The sequence below is a fragment of the Clostridium zeae genome (assembly GCF_017312485.1).
Classification (GTDB): Bacteria; Bacillota; Clostridia; order Clostridiales; family Clostridiaceae; genus Clostridium_AR; species Clostridium_AR zeae.
Genome location: NZ_BMBA01000008.1, coordinates 167,108 through 186,673, shown reverse-complemented (window position 1 = coordinate 186,673; position 19,566 = coordinate 167,108). Strand labels below are relative to the sequence as shown.

Annotated in this window: 9 protein-coding genes; 5 read left to right on the top strand and 4 right to left on the bottom strand. The window is 31.5% G+C overall.

Annotated features, from left to right (window positions below):
- Positions 1-132: 132 nt before the first annotated feature.
- The 3 genes from J3477_RS22725 (at position 133) to J3477_RS22715 (ending at position 5,864) form a co-directional block, all read left to right on the top strand.
- Positions 133-1,962 carry an LTA synthase family protein gene (locus J3477_RS22725; protein WP_371876613.1) on the top strand — a complete coding sequence of 610 codons (1,830 nt, stop codon included), beginning with the start codon at positions 133-135 and terminating at the stop codon, positions 1,960-1,962.
- Positions 1,963-2,217: 255 nt separating this feature from the next.
- Positions 2,218-3,993, top strand: a complete 1,776-nt coding sequence (locus J3477_RS22720; RefSeq protein WP_206872531.1) for an N-acetylmuramoyl-L-alanine amidase — start codon at positions 2,218-2,220, stop codon at positions 3,991-3,993.
- A 575-nt stretch (positions 3,994-4,568) separates the two neighbouring features.
- Positions 4,569-5,864: a M18 family aminopeptidase gene (locus tag J3477_RS22715; protein ID WP_206872530.1), complete on the top strand. Its 1,296-nt coding sequence runs from the start codon at positions 4,569-4,571 to the stop codon at positions 5,862-5,864.
- A 154-nt stretch (positions 5,865-6,018) separates the two neighbouring features.
- Here J3477_RS22715 and J3477_RS22710 read toward each other — a convergent pair whose 3' ends face one another.
- The 3 genes from J3477_RS22710 to J3477_RS26175 all read right to left on the bottom strand — a co-directional run bounded on the left by J3477_RS22710 (position 6,019) and on the right by J3477_RS26175 (position 8,638).
- A complete protein-coding gene (locus J3477_RS22710; RefSeq protein WP_206872529.1) occupies positions 6,019-6,891 on the bottom strand; it encodes a DUF8837 domain-containing protein in 873 nt (290 codons plus the stop codon).
- A 33-nt stretch (positions 6,892-6,924) separates the two neighbouring features.
- On the bottom strand, positions 6,925-7,398 hold the full coding sequence (locus J3477_RS22705; RefSeq protein WP_206872528.1) for a hypothetical protein: 474 nt from the start codon (positions 7,396-7,398) through the stop codon (positions 6,925-6,927).
- A 277-nt stretch (positions 7,399-7,675) separates the two neighbouring features.
- Entirely contained in the window at positions 7,676-8,638 is a 963-nt protein-coding gene (locus J3477_RS26175) for a lytic transglycosylase domain-containing protein (RefSeq protein ID WP_228731347.1), read from the bottom strand.
- A 1,093-nt stretch (positions 8,639-9,731) separates the two neighbouring features.
- Between J3477_RS26175 and J3477_RS22695 the strand changes: the two genes are divergently transcribed.
- Positions 9,732-18,269, top strand: a complete 8,538-nt coding sequence (locus J3477_RS22695; protein WP_206872527.1) for a glycoside hydrolase family 94 protein — start codon at positions 9,732-9,734, stop codon at positions 18,267-18,269.
- Between the two features lie 184 nt (positions 18,270-18,453).
- Here J3477_RS22695 and J3477_RS22690 read toward each other — a convergent pair whose 3' ends face one another.
- Positions 18,454-18,678, bottom strand: coding sequence for a hypothetical protein (locus J3477_RS22690; RefSeq protein WP_206872526.1), 225 nt, complete (start codon positions 18,676-18,678; stop codon positions 18,454-18,456).
- 353 nt (positions 18,679-19,031) lie between these two features.
- Here J3477_RS22690 and J3477_RS22685 point away from each other — a divergent pair, with 353 nt between their 5' ends.
- Positions 19,032-19,415 carry a desulfoferrodoxin gene (locus J3477_RS22685; RefSeq protein ID WP_206872525.1) on the top strand — a complete coding sequence of 128 codons (384 nt, stop codon included), beginning with the start codon at positions 19,032-19,034 and terminating at the stop codon, positions 19,413-19,415.
- Positions 19,416-19,566: the final 151 nt, after the last annotated feature.

Genomic DNA, 19,566 nt, shown 5'->3' with positions numbered 1-19,566 from the left:
ATAATTCATGGCAACGAGATAAAGATGTATCACTTTAATTTGAAAGAATAATTTTATAATGAAGTGGTTCACCTGTAAAAATAAGTTTTCAGAAGTTGTTCAATGAAAATGATATACATATGAGGTGATTTGATGGGTGAGAAAAGTTTTTTAATGAAAGCTAAAAGACTTAAAAAAGAAATGATAATTCCAGTAATCTTCGGAGTTATACTTATGTTAAAATCTATGGTTTTCTTAGCAATGCTTAGAACTCCAAATTCGTCTTCTTTGGATTTTCACAAGATGTACTTCACTCCACCACCAATATGGGCACATATAGCTTGTATAGTGTTGGTGATTAGTATAAGTTTTTTATTTAAATCTAAAGGTAGACTTAGATATCTTATAATACTTGATTTATTAGTTAGCATACTGTTACTAGCTGATATATGGTACTATAGGGCCAATGGAACCTTTTTATCTATTAGGCATATTTTATATCCTTCATTATTTAATCCTGTAAAAAAGAATCTATTCTTGCCTGCAGCAGTTGATATATTATATTTTATAGATTTCATATTTATTGCAGCGTTAGTAGTTAAGTTCAAGAATAAGATAAAATCTGAGGAAAGATATATATTTGCGTTTGCAGCTACTTTTGCTTTTTCAATAGTAACATTAGTTTCATCCTATTATTATATAGATGTTATTGATGGTACAAAAGGTGAAAAGATGCTTTTCAAGATTGCATGGGCACCATTTCAAACAATGTCAGATATGAGTCCACTAGGTTATCATGGATATGATATTTATAAAACAATTTATGAAAAAAATGCTGTTAAGCTTTCTAGTGATGATACTGAGAAAATAACTCAATGGTTTGAAGATAATAAAGAAAACTTACCTGACAATGAGTACAAAGGAAAATTTAATGGTAAGAACTTAATATTTGTACAGGTAGAGTCCTTAGAAAACTTTGTTATTGGGCAAAAAGTTTACGGACAGGAAATAACTCCAAACTTAAATAGACTTATAAATAACAGCTTGTATTTTAATAATATACACGAACAAAATAATAACGGTACTAGTTCAGATGCAGATCTTATGGTAAACACATCGATATTGCCTATAAGACAGGGAGCAACTTTCTTTAATAATCCATATACTCCTTTTACTACTTTACCTAACTTAGTGAAAGAAAAGGGGTATAATACAGTATCTACTCATCCTGAAGTAGCTGGAAACTGGAACTGGACTGAAGTGCATAGAGGATCATTAGGCTTTGATAATATATGGGATATAAGTAAGTTTAATGTGGATGAAGTTATAGGGCTTGGATTGTCAGATAGATCATATTTAAGTCAAGTTGCTGATAAGTTGAAGACTATGCCAAAACCATTTTATTCATTTATGGTTACTCTCACAAGTCATGGACCTTTTGATATGCCAGAACAGTATAAAATGTTAAATTTACCACAAGAATTTGACAAAACTATACTAGGAGCATATTTTCAAAGTGTAAGATATACCGATGAACAAATAGGTAACTTTATCAATAAACTAGATCAAGAAGGAATACTAAAGGATTCTATAGTAGTTATATATGGAGATCATACAGGTGTTCATAAGTTTTACCCTGCACAACTTAAACAAGTCAAGTTAGAGGGAGACTGGTGGCAAAAAGATGATAAAGGAATTCCATTCATAGTATATAGTAAAGACTCAAAAGGTGAAAAGATTTCAAAGGCAGGCGGACAGATAGACTTTTTACCGACTATTTCATATTTAATAGGTATAGATAGAAATAAGTTTGATAGTAGTACTATGGGAAGGGTATTGGTAAATACTAACAGGGATGCAACCATATTAAATTATGGTCAGATTATTGGAACACCTAAAGATGAAAAGGAAAAGAAACATCTAGAGGATTCCCTTCAAATTAGTGACATGTTCATTAGAGGAAAATATTTAAATAGCAAATAAATTAATAATATAAAAGGTGCTTTGGTATGGGTTTACATAACAAAGCACCTTTTGTATATTTTTCCATATATTTTCAACAAAAAACAAGTATATTAATAGTTTTGATAAAACTTTATAGCAAAATTGCAAATAAAATGTATGAAAAATAAGTTAAAATCAAGCAAAATTTGTTATACGGTGCTATAATAAAGGTATATTAAGTGATTTAATGAAATTTATTTGATAAGTTTCGATTAATTTTGAGGGGTAAATCATATGAAGAAAAAGTTATTAACCGCACTTATAATATCATCAACTATTACTTCAATGGTAGTTACAGAAGGAGCTGTACAAGCTTTCGGTGAAGAACAGAGTAAAGATACTGCCACAAGTTCAGAACAGCAAAATACTGCTGTAAATTCTAATACGCCAGTGCTAAATGGAATAAAGGTAAATAAGCAGCTAATAAACATAAATTACACAAAAGGTGTAAATATATTACCTAAATATATAGTTATTCATGATACAGATAATAGACAGCTTGGTGCTAATGCAATGGCTAACAGAAATTATTTTGCTAATCATCCAGAAGCAGAGGCATCCGCTCATTATACTGTAGATCAAAGCAACATAATCCAGTGTCTTGAGGATAATTGGAGAGGATGGCACTGTGGAGATAGGTATAATCCAATAATAAATAATTCAGATACTATAGCTATAGAGTTATGCGTAAATCCAGATAATAATTTTGATAAAACCTTACAAAATGGAATAGCACTTACTAAGTATCTTATGCAAAAATATAACATACCTGCTGAAAATGTTGTAAGACATTATGATGTTTCAGGCAAGATATGTCCTAAAATGATGATTAAAGACAGACCAGAACTTTGGACATATTTCAAATCAGTTATTGCAGGACAACAGACAAGCAATGGTAGTGTTCCAGCTACTGCAGAGCCTAAAGCTAAAGGAAGCTTAGTTAATGTCTCTAATTCATTAAATATAAGAGAAAAAGCTAATGGAACTTCCACAGTAATAGGAAGTCTTTTAAAGGGTCAAGCTGTAAATATATATGAAGAAGAGAATGGTTGGTATAAGATAGATTTCACTAAAGATGGATTAAAGCAATATGGATATGTAAGTAAAAATTATGTATTGATTACTCAAGGATCCTTAACTACTACTAATGGTAATACTCAATCTGGAAGTAACAATAGCGGTTCAACTGGATCTTCTAATAGTGGACAAACATCTGGAAATAGTCAGCAAGGTACCACTGAGAAGAAAGGAAAGGTTACCAATATTTCAACCAATTTAAATGTTAGATCGGCAGCATCAGCATCATCAACTGTTTTAGCTTATCTAAAGAATAATACTGAAGTGAAGATTAACTATGAGCAAAATGGATGGTATAACATAACCTTTGATAGTAATAAAACTGGATTTGTGAGTAAGCAATATATTTCTATAATAGAAACTCCACCGACCACAATACCTGGTAATGGAACAACAACACCATCTACACCAACAACATCAACAGGAGGAACATCAACTACTCCAACATCACCATCTAGTGGGCAAACTAATAATACAACTACTGTTCAAAAGGGGAAAGTTATTAATATATCCACATCTTTGACTATGAGAAAAGGTGCTGGTACTAATTATTCGGCTGTTGCTTACTTACGCAATGGCACAGAGGTTCAGATAAAGTCTCAACAGGGAGATTGGTACCAAGTCATAAGCGGAGATAAGGAAGGTTATGTATCAAAAAATTACATACAAATAACTAGCACTCAAAGTAGCTCTAGTGCAGGAACGAATTCGGGACAAACTACCACAAACCTTAAACCAGCTACTGTGATTAATGTTTCTACAAATCTTAATGTAAGACAGGGAGCTGCAACTAATACACTTGTTATAGGGTACTTACTTAATAATGCCAGTGTTAAGGTTATATCTCAGAATAATGGGTGGTGTCAGATAGAATTCACTACTAATACAGGAACTAAGCAAGGATACGTTAAAGCAGATTATATAAAGATATAAAATAACAAGGCGCTGTTAAAGCGTTGTGTTTAAATTAAGTGGTCATGAATCCAATGCTTTAATGAGCTTACGCAAAGAATTAATATGATTTTCTCATATTCCATGGCTAAAAATGTAAACTCACTACGTTCGAACAGTACATTTTTACTTTTTAAAAATCCATGTATCCTATAAATATTTTATATCTTAAATTTAATAAAATAAAAATGCTATATGATTAAAAAGTAAAAAGTAAAAATATATCGCCTGCCAGAATTTCTTCACATACGTTCAGAAAAGGCAGATGCGTAAAAAAATCACTAGTAAAGGACAATTAGCGATTTTTTAGAGCCATTCCATCTGAAAAAATCATTTAATTCTAATAGCTCGCTCATATAGCATCTCCTGCATAACCACTTAATTTAAACAATATCATTAAACATAGACAATAACCCAAAATCCGTTATTTAGATATAGCGGATTTTTTAAATACATTCAATAATTTGATAATATAGGAAATATTAAATATAATATATAAAGATAAGTATGATAATAGTAAACAGTGATATTAAATTATGAAATTATAGAGGTGAATTATGGAGATACAGTTAGCAAAAGAACTTATAGACTTTTTATATGAAAGCCCAACGGCTTTCCATGCTGTTGAAAATGTAAAGTTGGAATTGAGTAAAAACGGCTTTAAGGAACTTAAAGAAGAAGAAAGTTGGAAGCTGAAAAAAGAAGGAAAATATTTTGTTACTAAAAATGATTCTGCACTTATAGCATTCAAAGTTGGAACCGGAAGAATAGAAGAGCATGGCTTTAAGATAATAGGTGCACATACAGATTCTCCTACTTTTAGAGTAAAACCTAATCCAGAGATTACAGCAGAAAACAAATATATAAAGTTAAATACTGAAGTCTATGGTGGGCCTATACTAAATACCTGGTTTGATAGACCGCTATCATTAGCTGGTAGAGTAACTCTAAAAGGAAAAAATCCGTTATTTCCAGAAACGAGACTTGTAAATATCAATAGACCAATACTTGTAATACCAAACTTAGCTATTCATATGAATAGGGAGGTTAATGATGGGGTTAAGCTAAATAGACAAAAGGATACATTGCCTTTATTGTCTATGATAAATGAAAAACTTGAAAGTGGTAAGTATTTGATTAATACTATAGCAGAAGAATTAAAGATAGATATTGAAGATATATTAGATTTTGATCTATTTCTATATGAGTTTGAAAAAGGCTGCATAATGGGATTAAATAACGAGTTTATATCTTCATCTAGACTTGATGACTTAGCTATGGTTCATGCTGGGATAAAGGCTATAATAAATACTCAAGTATCTGCAGCTACAAATGTTATGGCTTGCTTTGATAATGAAGAAGTAGGAAGTGAAACTAAGCAAGGGGCAGACTCGGAGTTACTTGCTCATATCTTAGAAAGAATAGTGCTATGTCTAGGAGGAGATAGAGAACACTATTTTAGAGCACTTGCAAAATCTTTCTTAATTTCTGCAGACTTAGCTCATGCAGTTCATCCTAACAATGGAGAAAAGCATGACCCAGTGCTTAGACCAGTTATAAATGGAGGACCAGTTATAAAAATAGCAGCTTCTCAAAGCTATACCTCTGATTCAAACTCTTCAGTAGTTTATGAAGAGATATGCAAGAAAGCTGGAGTACCTGTCCAAAGATTTGTTAATAGATCGGACCTAAGAGGTGGATCAACAATAGGACCAATATCTTCAACTCATCTTCATATAAGATCTGTTGATATGGGAACACCAATACTCGCTATGCACTCTGTTAGGGAATTAGGTGGAGTACAAGATCATTACTATTGTATAAAATCCTTTGAAGAGTTCTATAGATTATAGATATTTTTACTCGTTTGTAGACCTGTTTTTACAACCATTTTGATTTTGATATAAAAAGGAGTGAAGCAAACTATTTTTTTAACTAGTTTTACAACACTCCTTCATATAAATTAGTTTGTAGTATATAATTTTATTTGAAAATTATGTCTTACAATTATTTACTTACAGTATAACTAAAAGTTTGATTTCCAAAGTTTATAGCATTTGGAACAGTATTAGGATTATTTTCAAATCCAAAGAATATATCAACCCAATATTGAGATTTTGCAAAATTTAAATCACCTTTATCTTGTACTATAAAAGTACTTTTGTTTCCATAACCAGGAAGATAAATTGAATTAGCTGTAGTAATTATTGATCCAAATGGGAAAATTGGAGCTGAATTTCCATTAAATCTATCAGAAGGATGTACTGCGCAAGTAACATATGGAGTTGGAGAAACACCAGAAGCTGTAATACCACCTACTGGTGAAGTATATGCTGTGAAATCTTGATTAGTGTATGTTTGTCCGCTTTGTCCGCTAGTGTTACCAGTAGCTATAAGGCTGTAAGCTTCCCATGCACCACCTACAGCGCTCTTATTTGCAACTAAAATACCACCGTTGTTTAAATCTGTAGATACAAATTGATTATTTGCCATTGCCTGAAGTGCAATAGTTCCATCGGCTAAATTAACCTTTTTAAATTTTTCCCATTGTTGTATGCTTGTACTTCTTGCTATAAGATTTGCACCTTGATTTAAATCTGCACATACATATTTGTAGTTAGCCATTGATTGAAAAGAAATTGTTCCATCAGCATTATTTATTACTTGATATTGTTCCCAAGCACTTGTTGAAGTTCTATTAGCGACTAATGGATTATTTCCATAATTATCAGCACAAACATAGTTATAATTTGCTCTCGATTGAAGGCTATACAAAGTTTCTGCTGACGCCTTTACTGAATGGGCTACACTGAGAACTAACCCTGATACTAACATTGCTGAAATAAACATAGCTTTTTTAATAAATGAATTTTTAATCATTTTTTTACACATCCCTTTTTTATTTTTAAGATCTTATTTTGGCTGAATCTTATAACTGATACGATTTCCGGTTTTAATATCATAAAAAATTTGAGTAAATTGATTATCTCCACTGAGACCAGTGACTGTTATAAAGGTTTGATTTCCATTGTTCATAATAGAAAAATGATAACCATTTGCCCAAGTGATACCTGGTTTTAATTGAAATTCTTTTTTTGCCTTTTCTATAACATCTTTTGAATCAATTTTCATGAAATCGGGATTAATAAGATTATTTTCAATAATTTTTTCTTTATTTATCGAAGATTTTGTTATGGAACCATCACTGATTGATAATAGTAGAGTTTCACCTTTAGAGACGTCAGCAAATAAAAGATTCCATTTTCTACGTATACCAGTATTTCCTGCTAATTCTTTTTCATCGTCATCTACACTTGTCACAATTACTAATTGCGCATTTTTGCTCCATGCTTTAGCATCTTTAAGTGCCAATTGATAAGCTTCCATTAAGGAAAGTTCACCTTTTAATGAATTGTGATTTTTTGAGAGAGTATTGTTAACCGATATTTTGGTAGAATTATTAGATGAAAGGTAGAAGAAGATAATCAAAAAAAGAACACAAAGATAACAAAATAGAACTAGAAAAAAACGCTTACTATTAACTATCTCCAACTCCTTTCTATATATTTTCATCTATGTATTTATTCATTGTGTTAGACAAATTGATGTCCATCTAAAAATGATGCTTTAAAAATTGGCATTTTAAATTTAATATTGTCGTTAATTAGTGCAATCCACCATAGCTCTTGTATGTGCCATATACTGTGTTTGCATATTGATCTGCTAGAATTGGACGACCGTATGAATCTGTAGCTCCTGGATACCAGTTTTGTCCTCCGTTGTAATATTCTAAGCCCTTATATATATTACCACCAGCTAGGTTAATCATATCATTTACAATCATTGAACCCATATATACTTGATCTTGAGCGTTGTTGTTATCATAATAATGTCCATAGGTTGATTGGAATTCACTTGAATAAGCGTTTCTAGTATTTGGCTCTACTTGCATTAAACCATCACCAGCAGATACACCAGTTAAACCTGCTCCAAAGGAACTTTCTTGTTTGATCATAGCACATATCAATAAAGCAAAATCTCCATTTTTACCAAATCTGTTATCAGCATTCATTGCATATCCCCATATATTACTAGGAACTTCAGAAGGCTTGGACACTGATGATGTTGAACCAGTAGCTATAAGGCTGTAAGCTTCCCATGCACCACCTACTGCGCCCTTATTTGCAACTAAAACACCACCGTTGTTTAAATCTGTAGATACAAATTGATTATTTGCCATTGCCTGAAGTGCAATAGTTCCATCGGCTAAATTAACCTTTTTAAATTTTTCCCATTGTTGTATGCTTGTACTTCTTGCTATAAGATTTGCGCCTTGATTTAAATCTGCACATACATATTTGTAGTTAGCCATTGATTGAAAAGAAATTGTTCCATCAGAATTATTTATTACTTGATATTGCTCCCAAGCACTTGCTGAAGTTCTATTAGCAACTAATGGATTATTTCCATAATTATCAGCACAAACATAGTTATAATTTGCTCTCGATTGAAGACTATACAAAGTTGCTGCTGACGCTTTTACTGAATGGGCTACACTAAGAGCTAACCCTGATACTAACATTGCTGAAATAAACATAGCTTTTTTAATAAATGAATTTTTACTCATTTTTAATATATCCTCCTTATTTTTGCGGCATTAAATATGTTGATATGTTTTTTAAAAGTCTTTCCCCCTTTTTTTAGTAAAATTTGTGGAAACTTGAAAATTCATATTTTACTATGGTTTTCAAGCTATATCAAAAAGGCTTACCTTTTTTGATGTAGAATTTAATTATAGATTTAATGCAACTATAGCTTGTCTATCTAAACTGTAATCATAAAAAAACATTTCAAATTTCAGCTACATCAAGAATTGTTTTTTATGATTACAGTTTTTTAAAAAAATTTTATATGTGCTTTGTTTTTTTATAATTGAGATATATGTAATAGAGCTTTATTAGAGATGATACTATCTCGTCAAAGGATAAAAATACTATTGAAAAAATATTCTTTTAATAATTCTCATTTTAAAGGTAAAACAGTATATGGGCATCAAGTTTTAGTTTCATTAATTTGATGTGATTGGGGAGTACTCCCTAATTCAATGGATATTTACGATGAAAATTATATAAGTAAAATAGAACTAACTCAAAACTAATAGAGAAATTTATCCTAAAAGGACACAAAAATTTAGGGAAAAAACTTCATATTATAAAGCTGCTGCTAGAGAAAAATTAATATAAGAAATTTTAAAGAAATTAAAGATACCTTAGTTCTTGCTTTTACTATTTAAGTAAAAATGAACCATTATAGTATTGATTAAGTTTATAATTAGCATAATTAGAAAAATGTACTAATTATGAATTTAATTATATATTATTAGAAAATTGTACGAATGTCAACGGGTTTGGTGTTACAAAATAATAAAATTTGTTATTTTTTGTTTAAATTTGATAAATAATAAGTTATTTTAGTATATTAGGCATTTTATTTGTAAAACAACATTTTTTACATAATTTTAAATTTTTAACGATTTTTTTGTACAGATATACTTGTTAAAAAGTCACAGAACCAATAAAAGCTATTAAAAATCCTGCTATATAAATTGATATATTAGGTTAAATTCATGAAATTTTAAATTTTTTCATGGACAATCACTATAATTCTGCTACATTTGGAAAAAATAAAATGTACACTATAGAGAGGGAAGGAAAAAACTTATGAAGATACTTGATTCAGTTAACTGCAGAAGGAGAATAATGTATTCTCTAAAAGAGAGTTATAGTAGAATTTTAGAAAACTATCAATATATTAATCAGCAAGTAAAAGAGAATAAGGATATAGTTGGAGCTGCAGAATGGCTTTTAGACAATATTTATGTTATAGAAAAAGAGTATAAGACTATTAAGATAAATATGCCATGGGGATATTTTGAAAATCTTCCTTTGATCAGTGGAGAAGAGTCTTGCCCTAAAGTATATGTTCTAGCTAAAGATCTTCTTAAGTCTAATGACGGAAAAGTAGAGGAACACGACACAATAAATTTCCTAAAAGGCTGCGATGATAAAGAGTATATAACTTTAGGAGAGCTATGGGCTTTTCCTTTGATGTTAAGGGTTGCGTTGATAGAAGGAATAGCAACAGTTACTGATAAGCTAGCATATATCCAAAAAGAAAAACAAAGCGGAGAAGAATTAGCTTATAGAATAATAGATAGCAGTAATAATGATAGTTTAGCAGATATGGTTGAAGAAATAGGCAAGAATGACCAGAAGTTCTCAATTGAAATGGGTGAAAAATTATTTAGAGTTTTACGAGATAACTCCATAGATAATGATGAACTTTATAAAGTTTTAGAAAAGAAGATAACAAAAGAAGAAAATTTTGAAGATGCAATTACAGGAGAATTTATAAGAGAAAATAAGCTTCAGCTTTCTATGGGAAATTATATAACCTCACTTAGAACTATAGATGCTATTAGTTGGAAATATGTTTTCGATAGTGTATCACGAATAGAAAAACTCTTGAGTGAAGATCCTGAAGGAACATATAGTAATATGGATTTTGATTCTAAGGATTTCTATAGACATAGAGTTGAAGAGATAAGTAGAGCTACATCAAAAGAAGAATGGAAGGTAGTAGAAGAGGCTCTGAAATTATGTGAGATTGCTAAGTCTTTTGATGATGAGAGATACAAAGCTCATGTAGGTTATTATTTACTTGAGCAAGGAGAAAAAGATTTAGAAAAGAGTATTGGTAAGTTTAGAAGTAAGAAAGCGGTAGCACCAGGAAATTTTATATTATATCAAATATGTTTAATAATATTATGCGAAATAATAGTTGTATCTTTGGCATATGCTTTTGATCCTTATATGTCGATGGGAGAACTAGTTACTGGTGCTTTAATTGTATTATTGCCTATATCTGAGGTTGTTGTTGGGTTTATGAATTGGAGTATAACTAAACTTTATAAGCCGGATTTCTTACCGAAGCTTGATTTTGAAAAAGGTATACCTGAGGATTATAAAACCTTAGTTGTTATACCTGCTATATTTAGCAGCAGCCACAAAGTAAAAGAACTGATGGATTCTTTAGAGGTTTATTATATAGCAAATAAAGATGATAATTTTTATTTTGCATTATTAGGAGATCTAGCTGATTCTAAAAATGAGGAAGAAGAAACAGATAAGGACATAAATTATATTGGAAAAGAAGCAGCAAAGTTATTAAATGAAAAATATTTTAAAGGGAAGCCAGAACATTTCTTCTTCTTTAACAGAAAAAGGGTGTTTAATGATAGAGATAATATTTGGATGGGTTGGGAGAGAAAAAGAGGAAAGCTCATGGAATTTATGGCTATCCTAAGAAATGACAGAGAAACTACCTATAATGTTATTAGTGGCAATATAGATGAACTTAAAAAAGCTAAATACTTAATAACATTAGACGCAGATACTGTATTACCAATGGGCGCAGGAAAAAAATTAGTTGGTGCAATGGCTCATATTTTAAACTCACCTATTGTAAACAATGAAGGCAGAGTGATAAGAGGATATGGAATAATGCAGCCTAAGGTAGATATGAAGATAGAGGCTTCAGAAAAAACTATATTCACTCAAATATTTGCTGGTGATGGAGGAATAGATGTATACTCTAGCGCAGCATCAGATTCTTATCAGGATTTATTTAAGGAAGGTATATTCACAGGAAAGGGTATTATAAATATTGATACATTTTATAATATCTTAAAAGATGAAATACCTGAAAATAGAGTTTTAAGTCATGATTTATTGGAAGGTTCATATACAAGATGTGCACTTCTAACTGATGTAAATGTAGTAGATGGATATCCAGCTTCTTATAAAGCTAGCTGTATGAGATCTCATAGATGGGTTAGAGGAGATTGGCAGATACTACCTTGGTTATTTAATAAGAAGTTAAAGTTATTATCTAGGTGGCAGATATTTGATAACTTAAGAAGAAGTTTAGTAGCACCATGGATTGTAATAAGTCTTTTCATTACTGTAATTGTATTAAAAAATGGAATGCTTTGGGATATATTCACTCTTCTAGGGGTAATATCACTTGTAGCATTTGCCTTTACAGACATGGTGATTACGCCTAAATATAAGAAAAAAGATATATTGCGAAGTCTAAAGCAAGTACTTTTAACAATAACCTTCTTGCCAAATCAATGTGTAATAATGATAGATGCCATAATCAGAACTATATATAGATCCACTATATCTAAGAGAAATATGCTTCAGTGGCAAACTTCAGCTGATGCTGAGGCTGCATGTAGTAAAGATTTATACAGTTATTTTAAGTATATGTGGCTATCATCATTTATAGGTGTATTGTATTTGATAGCAACTTTTAATAAATCAATATCTTTAGGAAGCACGAATCTATTGATATCTATTTTATGGATTGTTAGTCCTCTAATAGCTTATTTAATAAGTAAGGAAGATAGAAACGCCACAACTACTTTCAATGAAATACCAGAAAAGGATAAGTTGCTTATAAGAACTTTAAGCAGAAGAACATGGGCTTACTATGAGGATTTTGTAAATGAAGAAAACAACTATTTAGCTCCAGATAATTTTCAAGAAGATCCTAACAATGGAGTGGCTTTTAGAACCTCGCCAACAAATATGTCAATGGGACTAATGTCAAATATAGTTGCAAGAGATATGGGGTATATTACGCTATTTGATACAGCAGATAGAATAGAAAAAATTCTTAATAGTATGGATAAATTAGATAAATATCATGGCCATTTTTTAAACTGGTATGATACAAGAACAAAGACTCCTTTATGGCCTAGATATGTTTCTACTGTTGATAGCGGAAATTTAGTAGGATACTTGTGGGTTATAGAAGAAGCTTTAAGCGAATATTTAAAGAAACCACTTATATCAGATAATCAAAGAAGTTCATTGATAGATACCATGAGTATCATTGAAGAAGAGATTAAAGATAACGGCGTATTTAAATTAGAAAAAGATACAATAAACAGTGAAGATATGAGTTTGAAAAATTATATGGAGACACTGAAAGATATAATAGATAAGTGTTTAAATATAGAATTAGAAAATAAACAAAAAGAGTTATATTGGATAACAAAGCTGAAAAAAGAAGCTGTAATGAAGCTGGCTGAGTTAGGAGAGATAATAGAATCCTGCAATGAAGAAAATGACGACGATGATAGATTGAATGAATTAGGAAATATATTGTTAAAGGTTCCTGTTACCAATCTTGAAGCAGCTCTAAATAATAGTTTGGCCAGAAAATCACAGCCAAATAATAAGGAAATACAGATTAAAACTAGTCCAGTTGCAGCTTTAATAGCAAAGATAAACAATCTAATAGGAAGACTAGATGTGATGGCTTCTGAAACAGATTTTAAGGTTTTATATAATAGTCATAGAAAGATATTCTCAATTGGATATGATATGGAGAATAATACTTTAGGTGATAACTGCTATGACTTATTGGCATCCGAAGCAAGGGCTGCATCTTTTATAGCAATAGCAAAAGGTGATGTAGAGTACGAACATTGGTTTAAGCTAGGTAGAGCAATAACCACAGCTTTTGGTATAAAGAGCTTAGTTTCTTGGAGTGGAACAATGTTTGAGTACTTTATGCCAGCCTTAATAATGAAAAATTATGAAGGAACTCTATGGGACTTAACATATAACTCTGTAATAGAAGCTCAAAAAATCTATGCAAATAAGAGAGGTATTCCTTGGGGAATATCAGAGTCAGCGTTTTATCATTTTGATGTAGCGATGAACTATCAATATAAAGCATTTGGTGTACCAGGAATAGGACTAAAAAGAGGCTTGGTGGATGAGTTGGTAGTGTCACCTTATTCAACAGTAATGGCATTAAGTTTTGCACCGTTATCTTCAATAGAAAATATGAATGCCTTGATAAATAAAGGTATGATAGGAAAATATGGTTTTTATGAAGCTATAGATTTTACTGAAGAAAGAGTTACCAGGGGAAAACAAGAATCTCCAGTTAAATGTTTTATGGTACATCATCAAGGCATGAGTTTGATGTCACTTAATAACTTTGTAAATGAAAACATACTTCAACAAAGATTTCATAAGCTTCCTCAAGTAAAAGCTTTTGAATTATTGCTTCAAGAAAAACAAGGCTATCATGAAATATTTACCAGAAAGCAACAGTTTGACTTACCAGAGATTAAGGTTGAACAAGAACCTCTTATAGTAAGAGAGTACTCATCAGCTACAGAAAATCCAGAGGTTCTTCTTCTATCTAATGGTTCATACTCTACAATTATAACTAATAGTGGAAGTGGGCTAAGTAAAAAAGGTGAAATGACTGTAAATAGGTGGAAGTCAGATACTACAGATGAAGGTGGAGGAGTGTTATTCTACATAAAGAATTTGAACTCTAATGAATACTGGAGCCCTTCATTTGAACCATGCAGGGTGGCTGGGGATGAAGAGGTAGTTCAGTTTACCTTAGATAAGGCTCTCTTTAAAAGAAGTGTTGGAAATATTGAAAGCTCCATGGAAGTATGCGTGTCTTCACAATATGATGCAGAAGTTAGAAAAATTACTTTAAAGAATAATTCTGAGAGTGTGAGAAACATTGAGATAACAAGTTATATGGAAGTTACTTTAGCACCGTTCAGTGCTGACGTGGTTCATCCAACTTTCTCAAATCTATTTATTACAACAGAGTATGATGAAGATAATAGATGTATCATAGCTAAAAGAAGACCAAGAGCAAAAGGTCAAAAACAACATCATCTAGTTCAAAAGGTGGTAAGTGATGGTGACATCGTAGGAGCAATATCCTATGATACTGCCAGAGCAGACTTTATAGGAAGAAATCGAAATTTAAGAGCTCCAAAGGCTATGGATAACGACACTGCATTAAATAATAGTGTAGGTATAATACTGGATCCTATTATATCTATGAGGGTTATGGTAAAGGTACCTCCAAAGCAAAAGGTATCAGTATCATATGTTACTATTGCAGGTGATAGTAGAGAAGAGGTTATGAAGATTGCAAGTAAGTACACCGATAATAGTTCAAGTGAAAGAGCTTTTATAGGTGCAACTCAGCAGGTAGCTTTAGAGATGAAATATCTAGGTATAAAATCATTTCAAGCTAACCTATTCCAATCATTAGCCTCAAATATATTATTTTTAACTACTTGGAGAAGAGAAAATGAAAAATATATAAAGGCATTAAGTAAACATCAGAGAGACTTATGGCCTTATGGAATTTCTGGAGATCTTCCTGTACTAATGCTTGTGATAAAAGAAGAAGCAGATATGGATCTTCTTAGACAAGTGATTAACATGCATTACTATTGGAGAAGCAAAGGTCTTAAATCAGATTTACTAATATACAATGATGAAGAAACTTCTTATGATCTGCCTGTACAAAAAAATATAATAGAACAAGTTAATACATCCCAATCAAGAGATTACTGGAACAAACCAGGTGGAATATACCTACACAGTAAAAGCACCTTAGGTGATGAAATGAGAGATTTCTTATTGGGTATAGCAAAGCTTGTAATTAGCTCTGATAGAGGTACTTTGCTAAACCAGATGAAGCAATGGGAAGCTAAGGATAAAAAGGTTAGAGATGATGTAATTCTAAGGCACAAGGAGCTCCAAGGATATGACATACCTAGGAGAGAGACTATACTTCGAGAAAGTACTAATTCAGATAAAGATAAAGATAAAAATGAAAAAGATATTAAGTATAACGGATTTAGTAGTTATGAAGGAAGTATAAACTATAAATATAATATAGATGATTTAGAGTTCTTTAACGGTTATGGTGGCTTTAAGAAGGATGGCAGTGAATATGTAGTTGTATTAAATGACCATAGAGATACACCAGCACCATGGATAAATGTAATATCAAATGGAGACTTTGGATTCCATGTTTCTGAAAGTGGATCTGCTTATACTTGGATTGGAAACTCCAGAGAAAACAAGATTACTCCTTGGAACAACGACTGGGTTATGGATACCGCAACTGAATGTTTATATTTAAGAGATGATATAAATGAAGAGATATGGAGCATAACACCTAAACCATTAAGAGATACAGGAGAATATGTAGTAGAACATGGTTTTGGTTACTCTAAATTTAGCCATGACTACCATAATATAAGTGGAAAGACAACTATGTTTTGTTCTATGGAAGATAATATAAAAATATTGAAGATAGAACTTGAAAATAGTGGAGAGAAAGAAAGAACAATATCATTATATTATTATGCACAGCTAGTATTAGGTGTTGTTCCTCAACAATCAGCTCAATATGTATCAACTTATATTGGTGATATGAATGAAAAAGAAAACAGTAAAGATAAGAAAGGTAGATTCATATGGGCTAATAATCCATACTCTGCAAACTTCGGTAACTATAAGAGCTATCTTAAGTTTTATGGAGGAGATGAAGAGAGCTTTACTGGCGATAGAGTTGAGTTTTTAGGGAGAAATGAAGGACTTGGATATCCTGCAGCTTTAAGACTGGAGAAATTATCAAATACAGTAGGAGGAGGCTTAGATCCATGTCTAGGTGCTCAAACTAAGATTACAATAAAGCCAAAAGAAAAGAAAACCCTAATATTAATGTTTGGAGCAGAAGAGAGTGTAGAAGCTATAGGAAATGTTATAAATAAATATAGTAACCTAAAATCTGTAGATGATACTTTTGCTAAGGTTAAAGATTACTGGAAAGGTTTCTTAGGAACAGTTAAAATAAAGACTCCAGATAAATCAATGGATTACATGGTAAATGGATGGTTGATGTATCAAACAATGAGTTGTAGATACTGGTCAAGAACAGCCTTCTATCAATCTGGTGGAGCTTATGGGTACAGAGATCAGCTTCAAGATTCATTGTCTTTAGGAGTACTAGATCAATCAATTACTAGAAACCAAATCCTTAGAAGTGCCTCTAGACAATATGAGGAAGGGGATGTCCAACATTGGTGGCATCCTGTGGTAAACAGTGGTATAAGAACAAGATTTAGTGATGACTTATTATGGTTACCTTATGTTGTGGCAAAATACTTAAAATCCACTGGTGACTATAGTATTTTAGAAGAAGACGCTCCTTTCTTATATGATGAACCACTTAAAGATGGAGAAGATGAGAGATATTCAGATAGACATGAAACAAGGTCAAATGGAACAGTCTATGAGCACTGCATAAGAGCAATAAAACATGCATTAAAATATGGAGAGCACAACATACCTTTAATGGGTAGTGGTGACTGGAATGATGGAATGAGCACTGTAGGTAATGAAGGAAAAGGTGAAAGTGTATGGCTTGGATGGTTCTTATATGAAATACTAGGAGATTTCACTGAAGTAACTAGTCGTATGAATGACAAAGAGAATACTAAAAACTTTACCGACAGCAGAAACTTCATCCTAGAAAATCTTGAAAAGAATGCTTGGGATGGCGGTTGGTACAGAAGAGCATACTTTGATGATGGAACTCCATTAGGTTCTAAGGAAAATGATGAATGTAGAATTGACTCTTTATCACAAAGCTGGGCTGCAATAACTGGTGGTGGAAAACCAGAAAGAGTTAAAGAAGCAATGGATGCTATTGAAAATAATCTAGTAAAAGAAGATAAGGGCATCATACTTCTGCTAAATCCACCATTTAACAACTCAAAATTAGAACCAGGATATATCAAAGGATATGTTCCTGGAGTAAGGGAAAATGGAGGGCAGTACACTCATGCTGCAGTTTGGGTTATTGTAGCTATGGCGAAGCTAGGAATGGGCAATAAGGCATGGCAATATTTCAATATGATAAATCCAATTAATCATAGTTCCTCAGAATTATCAAGTAAAACCTATAAGGTAGAACCATATGTAATGGCTGCGGATGTGTATCTTCAAGAACCACATGGAGGTAGAGGCGGTTGGAGCTGGTACACAGGTGCTTCAGGTTGGATGTATAAGGCAGCGGTTGAGTATATATTAGGCTTTAATAAAAGTTACGACAAAGGCTTCAAGATAGAACCTTCTATACCAGGTAATTGGAAACAATATGAGATAGAGTATAATAAAGACGATATGCATTATCACATAGTAGTAACACAAGATATTAATAAAGCTACTAATACTAGTGATAAAAAGCCATCAAAAACAATTATTTTAGATGGAAAAGTACTCAAAGAAGATATTATTCCATACATGGAAGGAAATCATGAAGTAGAGGTGCATATATAAATAAAAATGCATGTTCAAAAATCATAGTTAATGATTTAGAACATGCATTTTCTTTTAGTATATGTTAAGAGTATTGTTTAAATTAAATGGTTAGGCTAGAAATACTATATGAGCGAGCTATTAGAATTAAAGCATCGGATGACTGACCATTTAATTTAATAGTGGGGTTTAACAACACATTTCTTTAATCTAAGCCTTGATATTCATATAAGGATTGGTCAGTATAATCAAACTCCACATTTGAAATATTGTTTGATACAATAGGGTCTGTCTTAGGATTAGGTAATGTAGTATAGGTTTTTCCGGTTTTAGAAAGAGAAATTAAGTCATGTTCATCAGGCGAATACCAATCCCTATCATTAGGTAAATAAATTTTGTTTTTATTGGCAGCTTTACTGTTGTTTGTCATAAATATCACTCCTTTAGTTTTGAATATGTACTACTTCGATAATATGAAGTATTTTATATATAGTATTTCAAATTGTGTTAATTTTATATTGTAAAAAAACTCCATGAAATCTATAATATTAATAGGAATATATATTTAATTAGTCCAGATTTAGGATGTAATTTTTAAATTGTCCAATTAAAGATGTGTCACTTCTATCTGAAGGATATCTTTAAAACTCCTCTAGGTTTTGCCTAGAAAATTTTAAAATATAAATTTAAGTAGAAGTGTGCATTTATAATAAATGTAATAAATATATATATTAATTGGAGTTAAAGTAAAGTCCATCACATAATGAGTAGGAGGAGAATTATATGACAGAAGTAAATCAAGTATACAAATGTGAAGTGTGTGGTAACATAGTTGAGGTAGTAAATCAAGCTGGTGGAACATTGGTTTGCTGTGGAAAGCCAATGACTCTTAAGAAAGAAAATACAACTGATGGAGCAAAAGAAAAACATGTTCCAGTAGTAGAAGCTGTTGAAGGTGGAGTATTAGTTAAGGTTGGAGAAGTAGCACATCCAATGACAGAAGAACACTTAATACAGTGGATAGAAGTTATCACTGAGTCAAAAGTATTAAGAAGTACATTAAAAGCTGGAGACAAGCCAGAAGCTTATTTTAACACTGGTGATGAAAAAGTAGTAGCAGTTAGAGAATACTGTAATCTACATGGATTATGGAAAGTAGAACTATAAAAAATAATAATATCACTTTTAAAGGAAGCAGAACAGGCTTCCTTTTTTGTGGTTTTCATTATTGCCATTGAAAATTATATATAGAGTTCCTAGCTCAACTACTAATTTATACATGCTTACAGAATAGGCGTATGATTTTCTAACAAGTATA

Excerpts from the sequence above, each read along its gene's own strand:
- J3477_RS22725 (WP_371876613.1), top strand. The coding sequence starts at position 133 with ATGGGTGAGAAAAGTTTTTTAATGAAAGCTAAAAGACTTAAAAAAGAA.
- J3477_RS22720 (WP_206872531.1), top strand. The coding sequence starts at position 2,218 with ATGAAGAAAAAGTTATTAACCGCACTTATAATATCATCAACTATTACT.
- J3477_RS22715 (WP_206872530.1), top strand. The coding sequence starts at position 4,569 with ATGGAGATACAGTTAGCAAAAGAACTTATAGACTTTTTATATGAAAGC.
- J3477_RS22710 (WP_206872529.1), bottom strand. The coding sequence starts at position 6,891 with ATGATTAAAAATTCATTTATTAAAAAAGCTATGTTTATTTCAGCAATG.
- J3477_RS22705 (WP_206872528.1), bottom strand. The coding sequence starts at position 7,398 with ATGGAAGCTTATCAATTGGCACTTAAAGATGCTAAAGCATGGAGCAAA.
- J3477_RS26175 (WP_228731347.1), bottom strand. The coding sequence starts at position 8,638 with ATGAGTAAAAATTCATTTATTAAAAAAGCTATGTTTATTTCAGCAATG.
- J3477_RS22695 (WP_206872527.1), top strand. The coding sequence starts at position 9,732 with ATGAAGATACTTGATTCAGTTAACTGCAGAAGGAGAATAATGTATTCT.
- J3477_RS22690 (WP_206872526.1), bottom strand. The coding sequence starts at position 18,678 with ATGACAAACAACAGTAAAGCTGCCAATAAAAACAAAATTTATTTACCT.
- J3477_RS22685 (WP_206872525.1), top strand. The coding sequence starts at position 19,032 with ATGACAGAAGTAAATCAAGTATACAAATGTGAAGTGTGTGGTAACATA.